The sequence below is a fragment of the Candidatus Symbiopectobacterium sp. 'North America' genome (assembly GCF_015762685.1).
In the GTDB taxonomy this organism is placed as follows: Bacteria; Pseudomonadota; Gammaproteobacteria; order Enterobacterales; family Enterobacteriaceae; genus Symbiopectobacterium.
The window spans coordinates 13,430-36,729 of record NZ_PEHF01000051.1 but is presented as its reverse complement, the minus strand read 5'-3'; the positions used below and the strand labels follow the sequence as shown (position 1 = coordinate 36,729).

Genomic DNA, 23,300 nt, shown 5'->3' with positions numbered 1-23,300 from the left:
CCGGTACGAAAAAGAGCACATTGTTCCCGTTATCTGTGGTTGTACGGCCGCCATAAACGTCATCTATAGCATGGTCTATTATTAGAGTGATAACGATTGGTTAAAATAAAGTGTTGCAGGTGGATTTTTTTCTGCTTCACAGAATAATAAAAAACCTTATTTTTGTTATGGTGAAATAAAATAACGCACTAATGCAAATAAAAATCTCCAGACGCAAATCTTTGACGCTATATTGAGTTTGCCATTTCTTTCTTCTATCATCCCAAAAAAATTATTCACAATGCGTGTTGTTAATAGCACATATTGTGATTTTTTGAATTTCATTCATTTTTTTGATATTAAATAAATTCATCATGGATGGTGTATGCAATATCCTTTGCAGCGATGGTCTTTGTTACTTTTGCTTTTCTCCTTTTCCGTTAGCGCCGTACCGTTAACACCGGCGGAGCGAGGGGAGATTTCGCAACGTCAATCTTACGTGATTGAGCAAGCGCAGCGCCAGCGTGAAGAAATAACCCGTGTGAATCGCGTTGAACCTATTGCGGTGCAGTCAACGCCTATCGTTAATAGCACCTGCTTTACCATTCGGCAGGTCGAGTTTGTTAATAGCACTTTATTGTCAGTACATAATAAACAACGCCTGACGGAATCGTATATTAATCGTTGCCTGAATGTTAATGATATTAATCAACTGATTCATGACGTCAGTAATTGGTATATCACCCAGGGGTATGTTACCAGTCGCGCTTTTCTGCGTGAACAGGATCTGTTTTCCGGCATATTAACCTTAATGGTGCTGGAAGGGCGCATTGAAACCATCACGATTAACGATCGTGAAGAACGTGCGCTGAGAATGGCAATACCGGCCAGGAAAGGGGATATCCTCAACCTGCGCGATCTTGAACAAGGGATGGAGCAACTCAATCGCCTTGCAACGCAGCAGGTCAAGATCGATATTCTGCCCGGCGAGCAGCCTGGCTTCTCTCAGGTAAAACTCACGCGCCAGACGCGCGTGCCGCTCTCTGGCAATATCGTCTTTGATAATAGCGGACAAGAATCGACGGGGGAGCATCAGCTTAATGGCAGTCTGTGGGCAGATAATATCATGGTGCTGGCCGATCAGTGGTTTATCAGCGGTGGGCAGAGCAGCGATTTTGTTGGTGCACACCATGCCCACAGCCTGCAAACCGGCGTGTCATTGCCGTACGGTTATTGGAACATCAATTATGACTTTGCCAAAACGCGTTATCGCAATGACTTCTTGAATTGCGATTATCTCTGGCGCTCTACCGGCGATACGCAAACCCACCGCGTTTCTCTTTCGCGCGTGGTTTTTCGTAACGCTGACGCAAAGACCAGCTTGTCCGCAGGGATGACGCACCGCATCGCGCATAACTACATGCAAGATGTGCTGCTGCAATCCAGCAGCCGCCGGTTAAGCAGTCTGGTGTTCGGCGTCAATCACAGCCAGTCGCTGTGGGGCGGGCTGGCCACCTTCAATCCGGCGTTTAGCCGCGGTGTGCACTGGTTTGGCGCACAGAGCGATGCGGGCGTCACGACGGATTCTCCCCGTGCACAGTTCAATAAAATGACGCTGGCGACCAGCTACTACCTACCTTTAAGTGAGAGCGTCAACTACCTCACCAGTTTCTACGGCCAATATTCACCCCATCCGTTATACGGCAGCGAGCAGGTGACGCTGGGCGGGGAGAGTTCGGTTCGTGGTTTTAAAGAACACTACCTGCTGGGCGATCGCGGCGGCTATTGGCGTAGCGAGATCAACTGGCGTGTGCGGCAGATCCCCTATTTGGGGCAATTAATCCTGACCGCTGCGCTGGATGGTGGCCATCTGGTCGCCACTCGCACCGACAGTGACTCTGCGGGCAACCTGTGGGGCGCGGCATTCGGCATGGGCCTTGCCAAAACGCATCTTTCACAGCAAATCACGGTGGGGTGGCCGCTCAGCCATCCTGATTGGATTAAACCCGACGCGATGGTTGCCTATTATCGCATCGGCATGGCTTTTTAATCGTCGGTATTTTTTTAATCAATGTACCAGGTGCCTTCAAGAGGTCAGGGATGAGAACGATTAACACTGCGCAGCGCTACATGGATTATCTCCTTATGGGATTGATTGCCTGGCAACCGTTGTTACCGACTTTTGCGGCAGGCGTCAATGTGGCGGCCGGTAACACCTCGGTTGAGAAAGCGGGTAACGGTGTGCCGGTCATCAACATTGCCACACCCAATGCGGCAGGCGTTTCTCATAACCAGTATCACGACTTCAACGTGGATAAAAAAGGGCTGATCCTCAATAACGGCATCGATCAGCTTACCGCAACCCAACTCGGTGGTCTGATTCAGAATAACCCCAACCTGAAAGGCAAAGCTGCCGACGCCATCATTAACGAAGTGGTATCAACCCAGCGCAGTCAATTGGCGGGATACCTGGAGGTCGGTGGTAAACAGGCCAGCGTGATTGTTGCCAACCCTAACGGCATTACGTGCGACGGCTGTGGGTTTATCAACACGCCTAACGTCACCTTAACCACGGGCTCGCCGCAGTTTGATGCGCAGGGAAACTTACACAGCATCAACGTGCAGCGCGGCGATATAACGCTCAGCGGGCAAAGGCTGGATGCGAGTAAGAGCGATTACCTGGGCTTGATTGCCCGCACCGTACAAATTATTGATGCCGGGCTAAACGGCAACGATGTGCGGCTGGTGTTAGGCGCGAATCAGGTCAACGCGGACGGTTCAATAACGGCACAAACTGCACCGCAGGATGGCGTGAAAGTGGCTCTGGACAGTGGCCCGTTGGGCGGCATGTACAGCAACCGTATCGTATTGATTTCCAGTGATAAGGGCGTAGACATCAACCTGGGTAATATCAGTGCCCGCAGCGGTGATATTACTCTTTCGGCAAACGGAACCTTGCGCATCGGCGATGCAGTGGCGCAGGGCAACCTGAGCGCGACGGGTGATGCGGTGGCGCTACAAGGCAAGCAGCAAACTGGCGGTGCGCTAACCCTGAGCGCGCAGCAGGATATCAGCATAAAAGATGCCACGCTGCGTGCCGAAAAGCAGATTGATGCGCAGCCTGGTGGAACGTTGCAGGGTAGCAACAGCACACTCAGTGCCGGTGTGAATACCCAGGGCACGGTCGGCGATGAACTGAATCTCAAATTAAAAGATGACAACGTCACCCTTTCATCAGCCCAACTCGTGGCAGGCAATGTGTTGGTGCTGGCAACAAACGCTCTCACTCAGGATGCGAAAAGCGGCATTAAGGCCGGTCGACAACTGACCTTGCAAGGCAGCACAGTCACGCTGGCCGGGGAGGCGGACGCACAGGATATTCACCTGGAGGCTAAGTCGCTGAAGGGGGAATCCAGTGCGAAGTGGCAGGCGAAAAACGGGGCTAACCTCAGCCTGTCACAGCAGGGTGAATGGTCCGGTGCGATAACGGCGGGTAATACGCTGCGGGTGGACGGCGGTGCGCTGACCCAGCGCGGTACACTCGCTGCCAACAGCATCACGCTGCAACTGGATGCCTTAAACAACCTCTGGGATATCGCAGCGCTTGGCGATCTCTCCTGGCAAGGCGCAATCCTGAATAACCACGGCTCGCTGGCTACTGGTCAGGCTTTTCAGCTTAATGGCAACGCGCTGAGCAATACCTGCACGCTTAGCGCCAGTCGGAAGCTTGCGTTGGAACTTCAAGGCGTATTGGACAACCAGGGCCATCTGTTGGCCGGTGATGGGCTCTCGCTGACGTCACTCAGCATGATCAATCAGGGTAAGGTGCAGGCAGACAACATCACGATTAACGCCCAGTCGCTGCAAAATCAGGGTGATGTCATTGCCGAACAGCAACTTGATGTGCAGGCCGAGACACTGGATAACGCGGGAGTCCTCAATGCTCAACGGCTGATCGCCTTACAGGGTGGCACGCTGAATAACAGCGGGGCGCTAAGCGCCGGCGAGAAAAGACGTTGGCGCTGGGGAGCAGGCTTACCAACCGTGGGATGGTGCAGTTTGGGCACGATTTGTGGGTACAGACCGGACACCTCGATAATCAGGGCACGCTGAGCGCGGCGGATCTCCACCTGACGGCAGACACCGTGAGCAATCAGGGCAACGTGCAGGCGACCCAGAATGCTGACATCGTGGTCGTTGATGCGCTAACGCAAACCGACGCCGGCACGCTGTTGGCCGGTGGAAAACTGGCGCTTGATGCCGCAAGGGTGGATACGCAGGGTGACATTCAGGCGCAACAGTTTGTGGTGAAAGCGCAACGTTGGCTGCAACAAGGCAGCGTCAGCATTCGCGGCGATGGCGACATTCAGGTGGCGGATTGGCACAACCAGGGGCAAATGGTGCTGGGCGGCAACGGTATGCTGTCGGGCGCGTCGCTGGTGAACAGCGGCAGTTGGCAATCGGCTGCGCTCGCTTGGCATGGTGACACCCTTATCAATCAGGGGCGGCTCCAATCATTGGGCGCACTGGGCATCACCGCCCGTGAACGCGTGAGCAACAGCGGTTCGATTCTTGCGGCCAGCACACTCGATCTGGTCGTGCCTATGCTGCTGAATGACGGCGAACTGCAAGGGTTAACGTTAAGCGCGGCGGGAGCCTCGTTGACCAACCGTGGGCAGATGGCGGGGGCAAGCCGTCTGTCAATCACACTGAGCGGCGACCTGGATAATCAGGGCGTGCTGATGGGCACCGAGGCACTTACCCTCGCGATCGATGAGCGATTAAATAACGTCGGAGAGGTGCTCAGCCAAGGGACGATCACTGCCGGTGCGCGACAGATCAGCAATGGCGGACAATGGCAGGGCAACGCGCTTGCGCTAACGGCGGAAACGCTGCGTAACGCAGGAACGCTACTGGGCACCAACGCACTCATGTTGAGCGCCAGTGCGGTGCTGGAAAACCTCGATACCGGGAAACTGCAATCGCGTGGTAGCGCGGTGCTTCATGCCGCCCAGATAACCAATCAGGGGGAGTGGCAGGCAGACAACATCGCCCTGACAGCATTAGCGCTGACTAACGACGGAGCAATTCAGAGTACGGATGCGCTGACCCTTGCGTTGGACGGTGCGATGCGTAATGCCGGAACGTTAATTGCTGGTGGTATCAGTACGCTGCACGCGGCCAGTGTGGACAACGAGGGAACAATCTCCAGTCGTGGTGCGACGCTGTTTGAGACGCTGTCGCTGCAAAATGACGGCAGCATCTCCGCCAGCGAAAATCTGACGCTGCACGGCAATTACCAAGGCAAAGGTTCACTTAGCACGTCAGAGCAGTTGGCGCTTCAGGGCGAGCGGTTAAGCCAAAACGGTGAGTGGCAGGCTGATAGCCTGACGGCGAATGCTGCCCGTTTCACCCACAATGGTACGTTACGCGCCCACGTTGTAGCGCTGTCGCTGACCGATCTTTTCAACAACGGCCAGATTGATGCAGACCAAACGATCGCACTGACATTAGGCAACATGGATAACCGTGGCAGCGTCAATGCGGGTGACATGATGCTGCGTGCAACCACGCTTACCAACAGTGGTACGCTTGCCAGCCTTCAAGCAATGGAGCTGCAACTGGCCGATAGCATAAACAACAGCGGCGTTATCACGGCGCAGGGTGCTGTGGCGGTGACCGCTGGGCAAATCCAGCAGAGGGGCACGCTGGAAGGACAGCGTATGACGCTGAATGCGGCCTCGCTCGACAATCGTGGCAAATTGCTGGGTGTGGAGGCGTTAACCCTGCATGTCACGGATACTATTTTCAACAGTGGCTATTTGCTTAGTCAGGGCGATGCCAGCATTCAGGCAACGGATCTGGAGAATACCGGGCAGTGGCAGGCTAACCGTATTGATGTCAACGCGGCGCGCTTGGCTAACAGTGGCAGCGTGCTAGGGATTGCTGCGTTGACGCTGGCGTTAACGCAGCGCCTTGATAATAGCGTGTCCGGCAAACTGTTTAGCCAGGGCATTGCTAGCATCACTGCGGCAAACGTGGCCAACCTCGGTGAATGGCAGGCGTCGCAGTTGATGGTGCAGGCCAACCGGTTTGATAACCGGGGGCGCATGCAGGGTGATGCGCTGTTAAGCATTGAAACGCGCGCAACAACGGCACCGGTCACCGGGCGTATTGCCGCGCTTGGTGCACAAACCGTGCAGCCTACCTTAACCAATCAGGGCACGCTGATATCCGGCGGTGAGTTGCATCTTAACGGACAACAGATTGAAAACCGCGGTACGTTGCTCAGTGATGCGATGCGCATTGGCGCGCATTCGCTGAACAACTTCGGTGATATTACGGCATTAACTACTCTGAATGCTGAACTGAGCGTTGGGCTGGATAATCGCGGTGCTATTAGCGGTGAAAACGTCGCCATTATTGCCGATCGTATTACCAACAGTGATGATATATCTGCCAATGCGCAGATGACGCTGGCCGTGGCACTGAATCTTGAAAATAGCGGCACCCTCTACAGCCAACAACTTGGTGTTGATGCGCTCAATCTGCTCAACGACGGCAAGATTAGCGGAGCAACCGCGCTGAAAATGCGCGTGCGAGGCGACGTTTACAATGACGGTACGCTGGCTGGCTGCCTGCTGACGCTTGATGCCAACACATTACGTAACGATGGCAACATGATCGCCACTGAAAACGGTCATTTGCGCCTGCAAGCGTTGCTGAATAATCGCAGTTTGATCAGCGGGCAGGGGGCGTTGCGCATCGATGCCAGTCAGGTACAGCAAGAGGCCACGTTGGAAGCACAAGCACTGACCCTCAACGCGGATACGCTCGACAACCGCGGTACGCTGCTCGGCGTGGATGCGTTGACGCTGGCGATTGTGGCTGAGGCGAAAAACAGCGGTAAATGGCTATCGCAGGGCGAAAGCGTCATTCAGGCCGCGCGTTTGAATAATCTGGGTACGGTGCAGTCGGAACGCCTGCACGTTGATGCACAGCAGATGGAAAATGCGGGTCAACTCCTGGGCATCGCGGCATTAACCCTTGATGTACAAGGTGAGCTGACCAATCAACAAACCGGCAAATTGCTGTCGCAGGGCGTGGCAACGCTGCATGCCACGGATGTAACCAATCTGGGGGAATGGCAGGCCGATAACCTGTTGCTCAGCGCTGTGCGCCTCACCAATAGTGGGCGCATTCAGGGCAACACCGCGTTGGCGTTGGATCTCGGCACTGATCCACAAAGCGCATTGCACAATCAAGGCCGTCTGCTTTCCGGTGGAACCAGCCAACTGGCTGCCGCGCTGATTGACAACAGCAGCGTGATCTCCAGCCAAGGTCTAAGTGCGTTGACGGCAAATAACCTGCTCAATAGCGGTGACATGGTTGCCAGCGCAGGCATGTCGCTGCAAGGCAACTACCGTGGCACGGGCAATCTGACCACCGACGGCCAACTGATCTTTCGCGGCGATTCGTTGGAAAACGCCGGTGCCTGGCAGGGAAAAACCCTTGATGTGCGCAGCCTGAATCTTACCAACAGCGGCAGTCTGCTGGGCGAGGACGTGACACTTCATGCAGACAATGTCACCAACCAGGGCACACTCACCGGCGTGAAAGCGATGCGCCTGCTGCTCGATGCGGGGCTTAACAATGCAGGAACCATCTAACAGCTATCTGCTGACACTGAATGCCGAAAACATCGATAACGACGGCCAGATCAACGGTATTGATGGGTTTACTCTGCTCGCGACCGGTGCGCTGAATAACACCCGTAACGGCACGCTGTATGGTTCAACATTAACGCTCGGTGCGGATTCGCTCAATAATCAGGGCGATGTCACCGCTATCGATCGTCTGGATCTCACGCTTGAGCAGCGTCTCGACAACCGCGGCACGCTGAACAGCAACCACCTGACCGCACAGGCTCAACAGGCGGAAAACCGTGGCACGATAACTGGCGTTAACGTGCTGAGTGTCACGCTGAATAATGCCATCACCAACGCGGGCGCGCTGCAAAGCAAAGCCCTGACGCTGATTGCCGATACGCTGACTAACCTTGGGCAACTGACCGGGTATGACACCGCCTCACTGCGCCTGAACCAGACACTGGAAAACAGCGGTAACATCAGCAGCCAACGCTTGGCGATCGCCGCACTTTCTGCTCTCAATCAGGGCCAACTGCTGGGCGTTGACGACCTGCAATTGACGCTGATTGAGCAACTGGATAACCGCAGTCAGATTGGCGGCAGCGGCACCGTGCAGGTGACTGCCAACAATGTGCAATACGCGGGGGCACTGGAAGGGCGGCAAGTCGGGATAAATGCCGACGTATTGGATAATCAGGGCAAGGTACTGGGGCTGGATGCGCTGACGCTTAGCATCGGCGACAGGTTGACCAATCGCTAGAGCGGCAAACTGCTCTCTGCCGGGCTGGCGGCGTTCAACGCTGCACAGGCGGTGAATCAGGGCGAATGGCAGGCCAACGCGCTTGTGCTGCAAGGCAACCAGTTGATCAATACCGGACGCATTCAAGGCGATCAAGGTATTGCTGTGACGCTCAATGCGGCGGTATTTCCCAGTAAATTGTTGAATCAGGGCACACTGGTGAGCGGCAGAGACAGCCAGATAAGCGCTAACGCAATCGAAAACAGCGGCACACTATCCACGCTCGGCAAAGCGACGCTGACGGGCGATACCCTGCTTAATGCCAGCGATATCATTGCTGACAGCGCATTAACCTTGAACGGCAACTATCAGGGTACGGGAAGGCTTGCTACCGGGGGAACGCTGGCGTTGTCCGGTGAACATCTGAGCAATCAGGGGCATTGGCAAGGAAGAGATGTCACGCTTACAGGCAGCACCTTCGATCTGCAAGGCGCACTGGTGGGGGGCAGGATATCACCTTGACGCTGGCCGATACGCTCACCGTCGGTACGAACGGCCAGATGCTCGCTGGCTCGACGCTGAATGCGAACGCACAGCGTATCGATAATAATGGTTTCTTGCAGGGCAATACATTGCTGGTCGCTGCGGATGAGGTGCGCAATCAGGGAACGCTGTTGGGTAAACAACAGTTTCAGTTGGATGCGGCCACCGGCTACTGGGGCAGTGCGCTATCGGCATTGCTGAGCGATGGGCAAGGCGCTATCAATGCCAAACAATTCGAACAGGATGGAGAGATTGCAGCGCAGCGCCTGACAGTCATCAGTGACACGCTGGATAACGGTGGGCGTCTGTTAGGCATGGAACGGTTAGACGTGACCAACGCGAACACGTTGACCAACCGCGCGGGCGGTGAACTGCTCAGCCACGGCGCTGGGGTAGTGCGCAGTGGCAACATCAGTAACCTGGGGCTGTTACAGGGCAATACGTTGCAATTACAGGCTGAAACGCTGGATAACGCTGCGCGCATTCAGGGAACGCAATCCCTCACGCTGACCGGGTTGAATCACTATCGCGGGCTACAGAACGGGCAACTGCTGAGTCAGGGCAGCGCCACCGTTGCCGCGCATAAGATTGATAATGCGGGTTTGTAGCAAGCGGGTGTGCTACAGATTGATGGTGACGTTCTGGAAAACAACGGGCTATTAGCCGGGCTCAACGGCATGACGCTCAAGGTTGATCAGTTGCGCAATCAGGGGGAACTGTTCTAGTAAGGCAGTATCAACGGCACTGGCACGCGCTTTGATAACGCGGGCCTGTTGACCGGGCTGAACGGTTTCGAACTCCGCTACAGCGATCAAATCAATAACCTGAGCAGTGCCCGTTTATTGAGCGGCGGTGACGGTGTTCTGAACACCGGGCGCTTTAGCAATCAGGGGCTGTGGCAGTCAGACGTGCTGCATTTAACCGCACAACAGGCGGAAAACGGGGCGCAACTGCTTGGGGTTAATCAGACGGATATCACCCTGAGCGGGGATTTTGTTAACACCCGTACCGGTGAAGTGGCGCGCTGACGTTTGCGGCCAACGAGGTAGACAATGCGGGCACGGTTCAGTGGCAGCAACTGCTGCTCACTGCGCAAGAGGTCACCAATCAGGGTACGCTGCGCGGGCAACAGTCGGCCCAGTTCACTCAGGGTAGCACGCTGAGCAATGTTGCCGGAGCGGTCATCAGTAGTGACGGTACGCTGCGCGCTGACGCAGCAGCAATTGATAACCGGGGCACGATTAATGCGGCAACCACTGACCTGCAAGGGGAAACGCTCAGCAACGCCGGGCTGATTCAGAGCAGCAACGGTGTGACGCTGGCAGGCCGCACAACGCTCACCAACCAAACTCAGGGACAAGTGCTGTCCGGCGGCAACGCTACGTTGATCGCGAATGTGCTCAACAACCTGGGGTATCTGCAAGGGCGAGAATTGGCGGTGCAGAGTCAGCAACTGACGCAGCAGGGCCAGATGGTGGCGCAGGAAAAGCTCAGTCTGCATATCCCTCTGTGGCGAAATCAGGGCACGCTACAGGCGCAGCAACTGGAGATCGTTGCCGATCAACTGGAAAATTAGGGCACGCTGCTCGGTTTAACCCAACTGGCGCTGCATACACAGCGTTTGACCAACCTGCAAGGCGGTAAAATCTTCAGCGTACAGGATCTGCTGCTCGATACCGCCGAGCTGAACCAACAGGGCCAACTGCTGGCGCTGGGCAACCTCGACGCCACCTTTACCGCACCCTTGCTGTTTACCCAGCAGATGGCGGCGGGCAAACGCCTGTCTGTTACGGTTAACGGTGATTTCGACCAGCGCGGCAAGCTGCAAGGCGATGCCGTGCTGCTGACCAGCAGCGGTAATATCAGCCAGAAAGAATATCAATCTAGAGGGCGAAACATTAAACAACGCCTCATTTCAGTCTGGTCAAGCAAAAGAATATGCGCTTTATAAGTACAACGGACCTGCACCGATCTCGACCTATGATAAGTGGTTATGGGAAACCACTTATAATTGGGAAAATTTGACCACGTTGGGGCCACGTAGGGAACAAGATGTAATTGTTTTTACTCTGGAAGGCACCCCAACCCTTGAAGTCACCAACGGCCAATCCTACAACGCCCTAATCCAGGCAGGCGGTACCATTTCCGCCAATGTCACGAATGATATCAGCAATACCACGATGCAAGCGGGCAACGGCAATTATACCCCAACGGTCATAGCGCCGACACTGGCATCCACTCAAGCACTTTCCGGCGTGCAGCAGCAAAACAAGCCCTGTCAGGAAAAACTACCTCAACCACCACTACACTGGTCGATCTGCGTAGCGCGCCGGGCAGTTCCGCCACGCTCTCGGATTCAAACGCCACGGTGACGGCAGCCGGAAAAATGTTGTCATTGGCACCGCTCAGCCAAGCCACGCTGAATACCGACACGCTAACAGCCGGCAATAACCAACTCAGTACCCCGCAACAGGGTATAACCTCGCAAACGCTGACGCTGCAAGGGCCGGGACAGGCACAAACGGCGCAAACCGGCGGTGCGACTCAGCCGATAACGAGTGGCGCACTTAGCGCTACCGATACACTGAGTACCGGACCGGCGGTGACCTATACCGACATTAACCTTGCTCAACCTAACGTTGTGCCAGTGTCATCGCAAACCAGCGCGACGCAGACGCCCATTGCTGTAGCGCAGCCGGGCAGTGTCACCCTCGATCCGCTCAAACCGCAGGTGGAAAACGTTTCAGGCACCGCACCGTTGTCGCCTAACGCACTTCTGGCCGAAATCCAGAACGGGTTGCAAAACCTCAATAACAGCGCACCGGTCGATTATCCGCTGCCGACCGGTGGTAACGGCCTGATGGTGCTCGATCCGGCCAGCGACAGCCGCTATCTGATCCACACCAACCCCAAACTGGACCAACTGGGGCAGGTGGATAATCAGTTGTTTAACGATCTCAATGTGCTACTTGGACAAAAACCGACGACCGCGCCGCAGATTGAAACCTCCAGACAATGGACACAAGCCGACAAGGTGCTGGGCTCCGAGTATCTGCTCGGCAAATTGAATCTGGATGCGGAACGGGATTACCACTTTTTGGGCGATGCCGCCTTCGATACCCGCTATATCAGCAATGCGGTGTTGAGCCAAAGCGGCACGCGCTATCTCAACGGTATGGGTTCCGATCTGCAACAGATGCAATATCTGCTGGATAATGCCGCCAGCGCCTAACAGGCGCTGAACCTGACGCTTAGCGTGAGCCTGAGCGACGCGCAGGTAGCGCAACTGACGCACAGTATCGTGTGGTGGGAAAACGTTGAGATCAATGGTCAAACGGTGCTGGCACCCAAGCTGTATCTGGCGCAGGCGGGTAAAACCAATGTGCAGGGCAGCGCCATCGTCGCCAACACTATCGATCTTAAAGCAGGCGGCAGCGTTACCAACAGCGGCACTCTGAAAGCGGTGGAGTTATTGGCCATCGCCAGTGGCGATAAAATCGATAACCAGCAGGGCGGCATCATCTCTTCCGATGGCGGGCTGAATCTGGTGGCGCTCAACAATATCACGAACACCAGCAGCCAGATCAAAGGCAACCAGGTGCAGTTGGTGAGCGTGAATGGCGATATCGTCAAGGAGACAGCGACGCGCCAGTGGCAAACTCCCGCCGGAAGCGGTGCTTTGATTTACACCGGATTTGGAAACACCGCCGCCATTAGCGCTGTGAGCAGCCTGAATTTATCCGCAGGCAACGACATCCGCAACACGGCAGCGACGCTCAGTGCAGGGCAAGACATGACGCTGGCCGCAGGCAACAACCTGTCGCTGGAATCCTTGACGCTCACTAATAACCGTTTGGATCCGTACGGTGGCAGCACTGCGTCAACGCGCAGCACCACCCTGCAGGGCAGCGAGATTCTGGCGGGCAACGCTTTCAGCGCCACGGCTGGCAAAGACCTGACGATTGATGCCAGCCGGGTAACCGCGGGCAGCGGTCTGTCCTTGATGGCTGGACAGGATATCCTGCTCAGCGCGCAGCAGAAGCTGGAAGAAACGGCCAGTCGCAGCGGTGTTAATGCGATGTAGCGAACCAATCAGGGCATCAGTGCTGCGCAATTGTTGAGTGGTGGTGACCTCTCGCTGAAAGCAGGACAAGACATTACCACAGAAGCCGCCAGCCTGAACACGAAAGGCAATGCGGCGCTGGCGGCAGGGTGGGATCTCAACCTGCTTTCAGAGGAAACGGAAACCTACAGCGCCAATAATTGGAAACGCCATGCCGACTGGCAGCGCTCCGAAAAACAAGAGAGAACCACGGTCACGGCGGCAGGCAACCTGGCGCTTAGTGCCGGCAATGATATCAATTTGCAGGCCGTGCAAGGTACTGCCAGCGGTGCATTGACGGCGCAGGCAGGCAAAAATCTCAATCTGGTCTCAGCAACGGAAACTGAACACACCTTCTTTGAAGAAACCAAGGTCAAAAAGAAAACGTTTTCGAAAACGGTCACCCGCACGTTGCGAGAAACCGAGCAAACCAACGAGAAAGGCAGCTTGCTGTCCGGTGACAGCGTAACCCTTGCCGCCGGTCATGATGTCAATCTGCAAGGCTCGGCCATCGCTGGGGACAAAAACGTCGCGATTGTGGCAGGGAATGACGTCAACACCGCCGCCAGCGTGGAAAACTACCTGAATTATCAAGAATACCAGAAGAAAAAGAGTGGCCTGATCGGTAGCGGCGGCATTGGTTTTACCATTGGCTCCACTTCGCTGAGCCAAAAAATGCGCGATCAGGCAGCGACGCAAAGTCAAAGCGCCAGCACCATCGGCAGTACCTCCGAATCGGTCGATATCAAAGCCGGACAACAGGTGCGTATTGAAGGCACGGATATTGTGGCGAAAAAGGATATCCGGCTGGAAGGTAGCGACGTCAGTCTGCAACCAGGCTATGACCTGCGCAAACAGCAGCAGGAAACGGTGCAGAAGAGCAGTGGCATTACTATCGCACTTTCTGGTGTTGTCGGCTCAGCGCTCAACAGCGCAGTGCAAAGTATTCAGGCCGCCACGCAGGAAAGTGATAGCCGTTTGGCGTTGCTGCAAAGTATGAAGGCGGGGTTATCGGGCTATCAGGCCTATCAGGGCACCCAGTCGGATCTTAATAACAAAGGGGAAAGCCCATTTGTTGGCGTCAGCATTTCTCTTGGCGCACAAACCTCGAAATCCAGTCAAAACAGCGAACAGCAGCAAAGCTTTGGCACTATGCTCAATGCCGGACAGGATGTTGCGATCACGGCGCGTAGCGGCGATGTGACGGTCGCTGGCAGTCAGGTGAAAGCCGGGGGTGATATTGCCCTTAACGCGGCACAAGACGTCAAACTGCTCTCGGCGCGCAATACGGAATCGATGGAGGGCAGCAACAAGAGCAGCGGTGGGGCTATCGGTGCCAGCATTGGTGTGGGTAACAGCGGTTTCGGTGTCAGTATCTTCGCCAATGCTAACGTCTCGAAAGGACGGGAAACCGGCAAAGGCAATACCTGGTCTGAAACTACGCTCGATGCGGTTAACAAGGCCACATTAAACGCCGGACGTGACACGCAACTGATTGGTGCGCAGGTGGGCGCCGAACGCATCGAACTGGTAACCGGGCGCGATCTGCTGCTGCAAAGCCAGCAGGACAGCGAGCGCTACGACTCGAAACAGACCAGCGCTTCCGCAGGCGGCAGTTTCTCCATCGGCTCCATGACCGGCAGCGGCTACCTGAGTTTCAGCAAAGACAAGATCCACAGCAACTTTGACAGCGTACAGCAGCAGACTGGGCTGTTTGCAGGCAGCGAGGGCTGCAGTGTCAGGACGGGGTCTCACACCCAGCTGGATGCCGCGGTGATTGGCTCCACCGCCAGTGCGGATAAAAACACACTGGAAACCAGCACGCTGGGCTGAAGCGGGCTGGACAACAAGGCGGACTTCAAGGTAGAACATTCGAGTGCGGGTATCAGTATGAGCCCGTCGATGCAGGGCAATATGCTCTCTTCGCTGGCGATGACGATGCCTTCGGCGCGGATGTCGCTCGGCAGCAATGGCAGTGCATCAAGCACCACCTACGCTGCTGATCCGCGATACGGCGAACCAGCAGCAGGATGTGACCACGCTGAGCCATGACGTGGAGCACGCCAACAATGCCCTGAGTCCGATCTTTAACAAAGAGAAAGAGTAACAACGCCTGCGCCAGGCCCAGCTTATTGGGGAAATTGGCGGTCAGGTGATGGATATTGTGCGCACGGACAGTGAGCAGCGCGCGCTGAAAGCGGCAGAAGCGTTGGAATCAGAAAAAGTGGGTCCACGCCCGGCAGAGGGTGCCAACGATAAGGATAAAGATAAGGAATGGGCTGCGTACAAGGCCAAACTGGCGGATACGCAAAGCTACAAAGACGTGATGAAACAATACGGCGTCGGCAGCAGTTTCCAACAGGCGGCGCAGGCCGCGACGGCGGCAATACAGGCGCTGGCGGACGGCGACATCAAGCAGGCGATAGTCGGTGGTGCCGCGCCTTATCTGGCGCAGTTAGTATAAAGAAGCCACGCTGCCAGCCAAAGGCGAACCCACTACTGAGCAAAAAGCCGCCAACCTGATGGGTCATGCCGTCGTCGGTGCGGTGGTAGCCCAACTTTCCGGCAAGGATGCGGGAGCACCTTTCGTCGGGTTAGGGGGCATGACGGAAGCCGCAATCCACTCCACGCTTTTCGTGCTGCATGCTGACGATCCGCGCTGGACGACGGTGCCTTTTGGTACACCTTTGCCCAACATGTATTGCCGTATTGTTGATGCTTTGGGGCGAGATTGCCTGCCCTGGGTGGCCGGTGAACTGTGGGTCAGTGGCCCAGGATTGGCGCTGGGATATCGCGACGATGCGGAGCGCACTGCAGAAAAATTTGTGGAATGTGCCGGGCGACGTTGGTATCGCAGCGGCGACCGCGCACGCTATTGGCCCAATGGCACCATTGACTATCTCGGACGTAATGACCGGCAGATAAAGATTCGCGGGCACCGTATCGAACCGGGGGAAGTGGAAGCGGCCCTAATGCGCCATCCTGCCATTCATAAGGCCTGCGTGACGGTGGTAGCACAGGCGGCCCGTCAACTTTGTGCCACGCTGGTGACCGATGAAAATAACAGCGCCAGCGTTTGGCAAGGCTGGTTACAGCCGCTGCTGCCACGCTATGCCATTCCTGAACACTACGTGATTGTACCCGCGCTGCCGGTAACGGAAAACGGCAAGACAGACCGGGCGAGCGTAGAACGCCTCGCCGCGTCGCAGATTACTCTGGCACGCACCGCGCGCAGCGCCCCTGAAAACGATATCGAACGGCAAGTTGCCGCGCTGTGGGCCACGCTGTTGAACGTTGAAAGCGTCAACTGTGAGGATAATTTTTTCGTTCTGGGTGGCGACAGCCTTATTGCCACGCGCTTGATTGCGGCGTTACGCGAACGGCAACTGAGCGCACCGTTACATGCCTTGTTCACGTCCCCTGAGCTGCGCGATTTTTGCCATTATGTTCAAGCAAAAGCTGCTGTTTCATTGCCAGTGCTGGTCGCCGATGACGCTGCACGTTATAAACCCTTCCCACTTAGTGACATTCAGCGTTCCTTCTGGATTGGCCGCAGCGAGCAGATGACGCTGGGCGGTGTCGGCTCGCATTTTTATATCGAATTTGATGGTAAAGGGCTGGATGTCGCACGCCTTGAAACCGCCTGGCAACAGCTGATCTCGCGTCACGCCATGCTGCGTGCGGTGGTGACCGACGCCGGGGAGCAGCAGGTGCTACCCGACACGCGGCCTTATCGCATTGAACGTCATACCGCCGGTAACGACGTCGAAGACGCGTTGCAGACCTGGCGTGATACGCTGTCGCACCGGGTTTATGATGTGCGTGAGTGGCCGCTGTTTTCGATTCATGTGGTGGATTATCAGCAAGGGGGGCATGCGCGCCAGCGGCTGATAGTCAGCCTCGATAGCATGATGTTCGATGGACGTAGCATCATGATCCTGTTCACCGAATGGGATACATTGTACCGCAATCCGACGGCGACACTGCCCGCATTGCGTATCCACTATCGGGATTATCAATGTGTGCAGGCGGAGCATGGTGCGGCGCTGATGTCACAGGCGAAAGCCTACTGGCTGGAGCGAGTGACAACGTTGCCTGCCGCGCCCGCTTTGTCGTTGGCGGTGAGGCCTGAAACGATTGCTAAGCCCCGCTTCCAGCGCAGGAGCTACGTGTTGCCCGCGGAGTCATGGCAGCGTTTTATGTCTCAGGCGCAGCAGCATGGCATCACTGCCAGCGTGGCGCTGGCGGCGGCCTATGGTGAAGTGCTGGCGTACTGGAGCAATCAGCCTGCGCTGGCGCTGAATTTTACGCTGTTCGATCGGCAGCCACTGCATCCCGATATCAACCGTGTAGTGGGGGATTTTGCCTCCATCCTGTTGCTCGGTTATGAAACTGCGCAGGGTAAAGATTTTTGTCAGGCGACCATGCAGTTGCAGCAGCAGGTGGGAGAAGGGTTAAACCATCGGCAGTTTTCAGGCGTGCAGGTGCTACGCGAACTGGCCCGTTATCACGGCCAAAGTATGGCTACGATGCCCGTGGTATTTACCAGCGTACTCGGGTTGGAAAAGGATGCGTCGATGGCACTGTCGGATGCGTTTCCCCGTGTGCACTACACGCTGACGCAAACGCCACAGGTGTGGCTCGATGCCAAAGTCAGCGAATCGCATGGGTGTCTGCTGCTGGAGTGGGACGTGGTGGAAGCCCTGTTTGCGCCCGGAATTATCGATAGTCTGTTTGCCGCGTACTGTCATCTGGTTGAAAGCCTGGTACAGGCGGACTGGTGCCAGCCGATATCACTGTCGCTTCCCGTCGAACAGCAGCGCCTAAGCGCGCAGATCAACCAAACGGCGATGGATTTCGGTGATAAGACCTCGCCTTACCTGCGCGTTTTTGCTCAGGCGCAACGTGCCCCACAAGCGACGGCGCTGGTGTGGGGCGATCATGGCGTGATGCATTACGGTGAGATGACGCGTCAGGCGCTGAGCGTGGCGGCGTATCTGGTGCAACAGGGCATACAGCCAGGCGAAAAGGTGGCCATTACCCACCGCAAGGGGGCGGCGCAGATTGTCGGGGTGTTAGGGGTGCTGGCGGCGGGGGCTGCTATGTCCCTTGCAGTATCGCATTACCGCTGGCGCGTCGTGAGCAGATTTACCAGGCGGCTCAGGTTCGCTGGGTTCTGACTGACGATATGAGCCTGACGCACCTTGATTGGCCTGCTGCGCTTCCTGTCGTAGCGCTCAGCACTGCGCTGGCCTGCGCTCCGTTGCAAGAGCCTATCATCCAGCCGGGTTATGCACCGGTCTACGTTATTTTTACCTCTGGTAGCACCGGCCTACCGAAAGGGGTGGTGGTGAGCCATGGTGCTGTTGCCAATACCATTGATGCCATCGCCCGGCGTTTTGATCTCAGCGTCAGCGATCGTTCCATTACGCTTTCTGCACTGGATTTTGATCTATCGGCCTTTGATATTTTCACCTTCCTCAGCATCGGTGCTTCGCTGGTCGTGGTCGAAGAGCCTCAGTGGCGCGAAGCGGCCGCCTGGGCGGTGTTGATGGCTCGCTGGCAGGTTAGCGTGGTCAGTGCGGTGCCCGCGCAAGTGGAGATGTTGACCATTGCGGTCCAAGACAGTGGGTTGCCGCAGTCGCTGCGGCTAGTGATGGTGGGCGGCGATCGTATCTTGTACTCCTTGCCACATCAGTTATGGGCGCTGGCACCTCAAGCGCGCTTTGCGGCCTTGGGGGGCATGACGGAGGCGGCAATCCATGCTACCTGCTACATCGTCACTCCGGATGAGCCCCGGTGGCCTGCGGCACCGTATGGCGAGCCGCTTGCGAACATGCGCTGTCGGGTGGTAGATGGACAGGAACGCGATTGTCCGAATGGGGTGAAAGGTGAGCTGTGGATCAGTGGTGCTGGGCTCGCGGACGGTTACATCGGTGATGCGCAACGCAGTGCGGAGAAGTTTGTCGTACGACAGGGGGCGACCTGGTATTGCTCCGGCGACCGTGCCTACTATCGCGACGACGGCGTGCTGATTTTCTGCGGGCGCACCGATGGGCAAGTAAAGGTCCGGGGATATCGCATCGAACTGGCGGAAATTGAAGGCGCGTTAACGCGACTGCCGGAGGTAGATGAAGCGGTTGCCATGGTACTCGATGCCCCTTCGCAACAGGTAGCTGCCGCGCTGGTGTGTCCTGAAGCCACCAAGATGGCGGGCATCAAACAGGCGCTACAGGCGTGGTTACCTGAGTATGAAGTGCCTGAACACTTGATACGCATCGCCCGTGTGCCCTTGACGGCCAATGGCAAAATTGACCGAGCCGCCATTCGTGACGAGGTGCAGTCCTATCTGAATGGGCTGCGTGATGAACGGGCGGGGGGACTTCTCGTCGGCCGGGCAGAGCAGGTGCTGGCAACACTGTGGGGCGCATTGCTCGATCTAGACACGGTTACGCGTGAGGAGAACTTTTTTGCGCTCGGGGGCGACAGTCTGATTGCTACCCGGCTAATTAGCCGCCTGCCCCAGGAGGGGTTTCACGGCTCGCTGGCGTCACCGTTTCGCCAGCCAGTGCTGCACGCGTTTGCTGCAACGCTGCGGGACGTTACGCCCGAACAACAGATCCGTTTACACCATGATGCTGCGCAGCGTTATCACCCGTTCCCGCTGAATGACGTACAGGAGGCCTATTGGCTGGGACGACGAGACGGGTTCGTACTGGGCGGTATCGCCGCCCAGTGCTACCACGAATACGAACTGCAACACGCCGATCTGATGCGTCTTGAGCACGCCTGGAACCAGTTGGTCACACGGCACGACATGTTGCGCTGCGTTATCGGCGAGGATGGTCAACAGTCCATCATGGAAGAAGTTCCGTATTTTTACTTCCGTTACCACGATTTACGGCATTTGACGGATGCGTCAGCACAGTTGGCGCTGCTCAGAAACCGCATGGCACATCAGATTCTGTCTGCCGGTAGCGGCAGGCTCTACGACATTACGTTGATTGACTATGGTGCAGGGAAATCGCGACTTGCTGTGTTGTTCGATAATTTGATTGTCGATGGTTTAAGCATGTTGACGCTGTTTAGTGAATGGTTCGAATGCTACCAAAATCCGGAGACCGAACTCCCCCCGTTGGCGATACAATTCCGCGATTATCAGTGCTGGCGCGCGCAGCAGGGACAGGCGGAAGACGATATCATCTATTGGCAGCAGCGCTTTGATGCGTTGCCGCTTGCGCCTGCATTACCGACACGTATGGTGCCTGCTGCCATCATTACGCCACGTTTTCGTCGATTGGAAGCGCAACTCGAGCCCGCACTGTGGCGACAGCTCAGCGATCGCGCGCGTCAGGCGCAAATTACCCCTAGGTGCTGCTCTTGACCTGCTTTGCGGAAACGCGGAGTCGGTGGAGTGGGCAAAAAGCGTTGGTGATCACCTTGACGCAGTTCGATCGCCAGCCGCTTCATCCCGACATCAACCGTGTAGTAGGGAATTTTACCTCGCTAACGCTGGCAGAGTATCACGCCGATAACGCCGAGAGCTGGCTAAGGCATGCCCAGGGGTTGCAGGAACAAGTGTGGCGCGATCTTGGCCACGCCTCAGTGTCCGCTATTTCGGTACAGCGCGCGCTGGCACAGCGGACAGGCAATGAGATGCAGGCCGCACCGGTGGTGTTCACCAGTATGCTGGGGGTGGCCGATGCGCTGGCTAAAGCTGTGCCCTGGCCGAACTACACCAGTTCGCAAACGCCGCAGGTGTGGCTTGATCATCAGGCCATTGATTTAGCCGATTGCGTGTTGCTCAGTTGCGATTATCTGGAAGAGCTGTTTTTGCCCGACATGGTCGAGCAGATGTTTGCCTGGTACTGCCACACGTTGCGCGCGTTAGCAGGCAACGACTGGCTTGCGCTGCCGATTAGGGATTTGCCCGTTGCGCAACGCCAGATACGACTCCAGGCCAACACGACTGGTGGTCTGATGCCAAGCCACCGGGCGCTGCATGATGCCTTTTTCAGCCAGGCGCAGCAGTGGCCTGAGCGTCCGGAGCTGTGGGATAGCGTGAACGGCTACCTGAGCTATGGCGCGCTGCGTGAACAGGCGCTCACAGTTGCGGCCGGACTGCTACGCCGCGGCATCCACTCGGGTGATTGTGTCGCACTGTGCTTGACGTCTGGTAGTGAGCGCGTGGTGGCGCTGCTCGGTATCCTCGCCGCCGGGGCGGCCTACTTGCCTCTCAATCAGGCTCATCCCGCCGCGCGTCACGAACTGCTCTGTCGTAAGGGGCGTGCGAAAGCCGTCATCTCCGACAACGAACTTTCGTTCGCCATACCGACCTACTCGCTGGCTTCATTGCGTGACAACGCGCTGTTAAAGGCACCGATCATTCCGCCGGACGATACGCTCGCCTACGTGCTGTTTACCTCTGGAACCACCGGGGAACCCAAAGGAGTGATGATTGAACACCGTAATGTACTCAATACGCTGGAAGCGGTGTGTCAGCAACTTGATATCTCGGCACAGGATGTCTTTCTGGCCGTTTCCGCGCTGGATTTCGACCTGTCGGTGTTTGATCTGTTCGCTGCGCTGAGCGTGGGGGGATTATTGGTGTTGGCGGAGGACTCGCCCCACCATGATGCGGACCGATGGTTAACGTTGATGTCTACCCACGGTGTCAGCGTATGGAATAGTGTGCCGTCGCTGTTCGATATGCTGCACGCCCTGGCTTGTGCGCGGCAGGTGACGCTGCCCGATCTGCGTATTGCCTTGTTGTCGGGAGATTGGGTGGAGCCTGACAGCGGCGAGCGGCTTCGCACGCTCGCGCCGTCAGCACAGGCGTTTGCGTTGGGCGGGGCCACTGAGGCCGCTATCTGGTCCACGGTATGGCCAATGTCGTCACCGTTATCGGAAGGGTGTCACGCGGTTCCCTACGGTTTCCCTATGAGGAATCAGCGCTTCCGCGTAGTAGACGCATTGGGCAATGACACGCCTGACTGGGTACCCGGCGAACTGTGGATTGGCGGGTTAGGGGTAGCGCGCGGCTATTGTGCGGATGCGCGCTTGACGGCGTTGCACTTCAACGGTGATTACCCGTGGCGCTGGTATCGCACTGGCGATCGTGGACGTTACCGCCCAGACGGTGTGCTGGAGTTTTTGGGACGCACCGATAATCAGATTAAGTTACAGGGTCACAGAATTGAGTTGGGTGAAATTGAATCCATCTTGCTGCGTCACCCACAGGTACGTCACGCGGTTGCCGTAGTGCAGGGCGACGATGCTACGGCAGGACTGCACGCTTATGTCCAGATGGATTCCGCTGAAGAAGAGTTCAACGCGCTGCACCACGAACTGCGTATCATTTTGCCGGGCTATGCGATTCCTGGGGAAATATCGGCTGTTACCACCTGGCCGCTGACGCCCAGCGGGAAAATCGACAGGCGTCAGTTAGCCATGTCGTCACCGCGCTCAGCGTCCCCCCAGCCAGAGAAAATCAGTGAGTTGCAGCATGTGGTTGCCGCGTTGTGGCAACAGCTCGTGGAAGGACCACTGCCATCGGGTACGGATTCCTTCTTCCGCGCGGGCGGTAACTCGTTGCTGGGGACAAAACTGGTCGCTCAGGTGTGCGAACGATTTTCTATCAATCTGACCATAAAGGAGTTTTTCGCTGACACAACCTTATCGGGCCTGTGTGCCTGCGTTGAAAGGCATTTAGCCGACCGAGCTCGAATGGAGGAGGGATCGCTATGAATATCCCCGATTTTATTGCCACGCTAGAGTTAGAAGGCATCGAGTTGTGGAGCGAAGGGAATAATCTGCACTTTCGTGTGCCTGCCGGAACCTTGAGTGAAACAGTGAAAGAAGCGCTGCGTGAACACAAGCCCGAGCTGTTGGTCTATTTGGCAAGCAGGAATGAGAACGAGGCGATTCACTGCGATCGTCAATGCCGCTTTACGCCATTCCCTCTCACGGAAACTCAGCAGGCGTGGCTGATCGGGCGTCACAGCGCTTTCACTTACGGCGATCTGGCGTGTCGCGGTTTTCTTGCAGTGAGTTTTCCGGCGGCGCTGGAGCCCACGTGGCTGGAGCAGGCATTGCAGCAGTTGATTGCGCGCCATGACATGTTACGGGTGGTAGTGAAAGAGGAAGGTTTTCAGCGCGTCCTGTCAGCGATGCCTGATTTTGCGTTGCCCACCAGCGATCTACGCCATCTTGGCACTGAACCGGCGCAGCGCGCCGTGGAGCGGCTACGCGATACCTTGTTGTCAATCCCGGCCGACTAAGCCACCTG

The 23,300-nt window shown here is 56.5% G+C and carries 18 protein-coding genes and 2 pseudogenes; 19 read left to right on the top strand and 1 reads right to left on the bottom strand.

The features are described from left to right. Positions 1-364: 364 nt before the first annotated feature. The 9 genes and pseudogenes from CS369_RS11595 to CS369_RS23575 all read left to right on the top strand — a co-directional run bounded on the left by CS369_RS11595 (position 365) and on the right by CS369_RS23575 (position 10,486). The gene (locus tag CS369_RS11595; RefSeq protein ID WP_196907211.1) at positions 365-2,029 is read left to right on the top strand and encodes a ShlB/FhaC/HecB family hemolysin secretion/activation protein; all 1,665 of its coding nucleotides are present in this window, start codon (positions 365-367) and stop codon (positions 2,027-2,029) included. Positions 2,030-2,079: 50 nt separating this feature from the next. After that, positions 2,080-4,092 carry a filamentous hemagglutinin N-terminal domain-containing protein gene (locus tag CS369_RS11590; RefSeq protein WP_196907210.1) on the top strand — a complete coding sequence of 671 codons (2,013 nt, stop codon included), beginning with the start codon at positions 2,080-2,082 and terminating at the stop codon, positions 4,090-4,092. Beyond that, entirely contained in the window at positions 3,996-7,649 is a 3,654-nt protein-coding gene (locus CS369_RS11585; RefSeq protein WP_196907209.1) for a hypothetical protein, read from the top strand. The genes CS369_RS11590 and CS369_RS11585 overlap by 97 nt, the downstream gene beginning before the upstream one ends. Beyond that, positions 7,633-8,388: a hypothetical protein gene (locus CS369_RS11580; protein WP_196907208.1), complete on the top strand. Its 756-nt coding sequence runs from the start codon at positions 7,633-7,635 to the stop codon at positions 8,386-8,388. Before CS369_RS11585 ends, CS369_RS11580 begins: the two co-directional genes overlap by 17 nt. A 51-nt stretch (positions 8,389-8,439) precedes the next feature. Beyond that, positions 8,440-8,889: a hypothetical protein gene (locus tag CS369_RS11575; RefSeq protein ID WP_196907207.1), complete on the top strand. Its 450-nt coding sequence runs from the start codon at positions 8,440-8,442 to the stop codon at positions 8,887-8,889. Beyond that, complete coding sequence (locus CS369_RS11570; protein ID WP_196907206.1) at positions 8,886-9,518, top strand: hypothetical protein; 633 nt, start codon at positions 8,886-8,888, stop codon at positions 9,516-9,518. Before CS369_RS11575 ends, CS369_RS11570 begins: the two co-directional genes overlap by 4 nt. 165 nt (positions 9,519-9,683) lie before the next feature. Continuing rightward, the gene (locus CS369_RS11565; protein ID WP_196907205.1) at positions 9,684-9,938 is read left to right on the top strand and encodes a hypothetical protein; all 255 of its coding nucleotides are present in this window, start codon (positions 9,684-9,686) and stop codon (positions 9,936-9,938) included. After that, positions 9,935-10,150: pseudogene (locus tag CS369_RS25190) on the top strand (hypothetical protein); the annotation flags it as partial. The gene CS369_RS11565 and the pseudogene CS369_RS25190, both read left to right, overlap by 4 nt. Before the next feature lie 120 nt (positions 10,151-10,270). Beyond that, positions 10,271-10,486: a hypothetical protein gene (locus CS369_RS23575; RefSeq protein WP_244664960.1), complete on the top strand. Its 216-nt coding sequence runs from the start codon at positions 10,271-10,273 to the stop codon at positions 10,484-10,486. A 15-nt stretch (positions 10,487-10,501) separates the two neighbouring features. Here CS369_RS23575 and CS369_RS11555 read toward each other — a convergent pair whose 3' ends face one another. After that, positions 10,502-10,792: a hypothetical protein gene (locus CS369_RS11555; RefSeq protein ID WP_196907204.1), complete on the bottom strand. Its 291-nt coding sequence runs from the start codon at positions 10,790-10,792 to the stop codon at positions 10,502-10,504. Positions 10,793-10,940: 148 nt separating this feature from the next. Here CS369_RS11555 and CS369_RS11550 point away from each other — a divergent pair, with 148 nt between their 5' ends. The 10 genes and pseudogenes from CS369_RS11550 (at position 10,941) to CS369_RS11505 (ending at position 23,292) form a co-directional block, all read left to right on the top strand. Then, positions 10,941-11,282, top strand: a complete 342-nt coding sequence (locus CS369_RS11550; protein WP_196907203.1) for a hypothetical protein — start codon at positions 10,941-10,943, stop codon at positions 11,280-11,282. Between the two features lie 14 nt (positions 11,283-11,296). Then, the gene (locus CS369_RS11545; RefSeq protein WP_210769491.1) at positions 11,297-12,142 is read left to right on the top strand and encodes a hypothetical protein; all 846 of its coding nucleotides are present in this window, start codon (positions 11,297-11,299) and stop codon (positions 12,140-12,142) included. 24 nt (positions 12,143-12,166) lie between these two features. Further along, positions 12,167-12,994: a hemagglutinin repeat-containing protein gene (locus CS369_RS11540; RefSeq protein ID WP_196907201.1), complete on the top strand. Its 828-nt coding sequence runs from the start codon at positions 12,167-12,169 to the stop codon at positions 12,992-12,994. A gap of 33 nt (positions 12,995-13,027) precedes the next feature. After that, positions 13,028-14,845, top strand: a complete 1,818-nt coding sequence (locus CS369_RS11535; protein WP_196907200.1) for a hemagglutinin repeat-containing protein — start codon at positions 13,028-13,030, stop codon at positions 14,843-14,845. Between the two features lie 136 nt (positions 14,846-14,981). Further along, positions 14,982-15,119, top strand: a complete 138-nt coding sequence (locus CS369_RS11530) for a hypothetical protein (protein ID WP_196907199.1) — start codon at positions 14,982-14,984, stop codon at positions 15,117-15,119. Between the two features lie 45 nt (positions 15,120-15,164). Then, positions 15,165-15,476 (top strand): hypothetical protein, encoded by a 312-nt coding sequence (locus CS369_RS11525; RefSeq protein ID WP_196907198.1) that lies wholly within the window; start codon positions 15,165-15,167, stop codon positions 15,474-15,476. 58 nt (positions 15,477-15,534) lie between these two features. Further along, a pseudogene (locus CS369_RS11520) lies at positions 15,535-19,503 on the top strand (AMP-binding protein); the annotation flags it as partial. Between the two features lie 281 nt (positions 19,504-19,784). Next, positions 19,785-20,396 carry a condensation domain-containing protein gene (locus CS369_RS25185; protein WP_374191054.1) on the top strand — a complete coding sequence of 204 codons (612 nt, stop codon included), beginning with the start codon at positions 19,785-19,787 and terminating at the stop codon, positions 20,394-20,396. Next, positions 20,384-22,759, top strand: a complete 2,376-nt coding sequence (locus CS369_RS11510; protein ID WP_210769490.1) for an amino acid adenylation domain-containing protein — start codon at positions 20,384-20,386, stop codon at positions 22,757-22,759. The genes CS369_RS25185 and CS369_RS11510 overlap by 13 nt, the downstream gene beginning before the upstream one ends. Continuing rightward, on the top strand, positions 22,756-23,292 hold the full coding sequence (locus CS369_RS11505) for a hypothetical protein (RefSeq protein WP_196907194.1): 537 nt from the start codon (positions 22,756-22,758) through the stop codon (positions 23,290-23,292). Before CS369_RS11510 ends, CS369_RS11505 begins: the two co-directional genes overlap by 4 nt. The last annotated feature ends 8 nt before the right edge of the window (positions 23,293-23,300 follow it).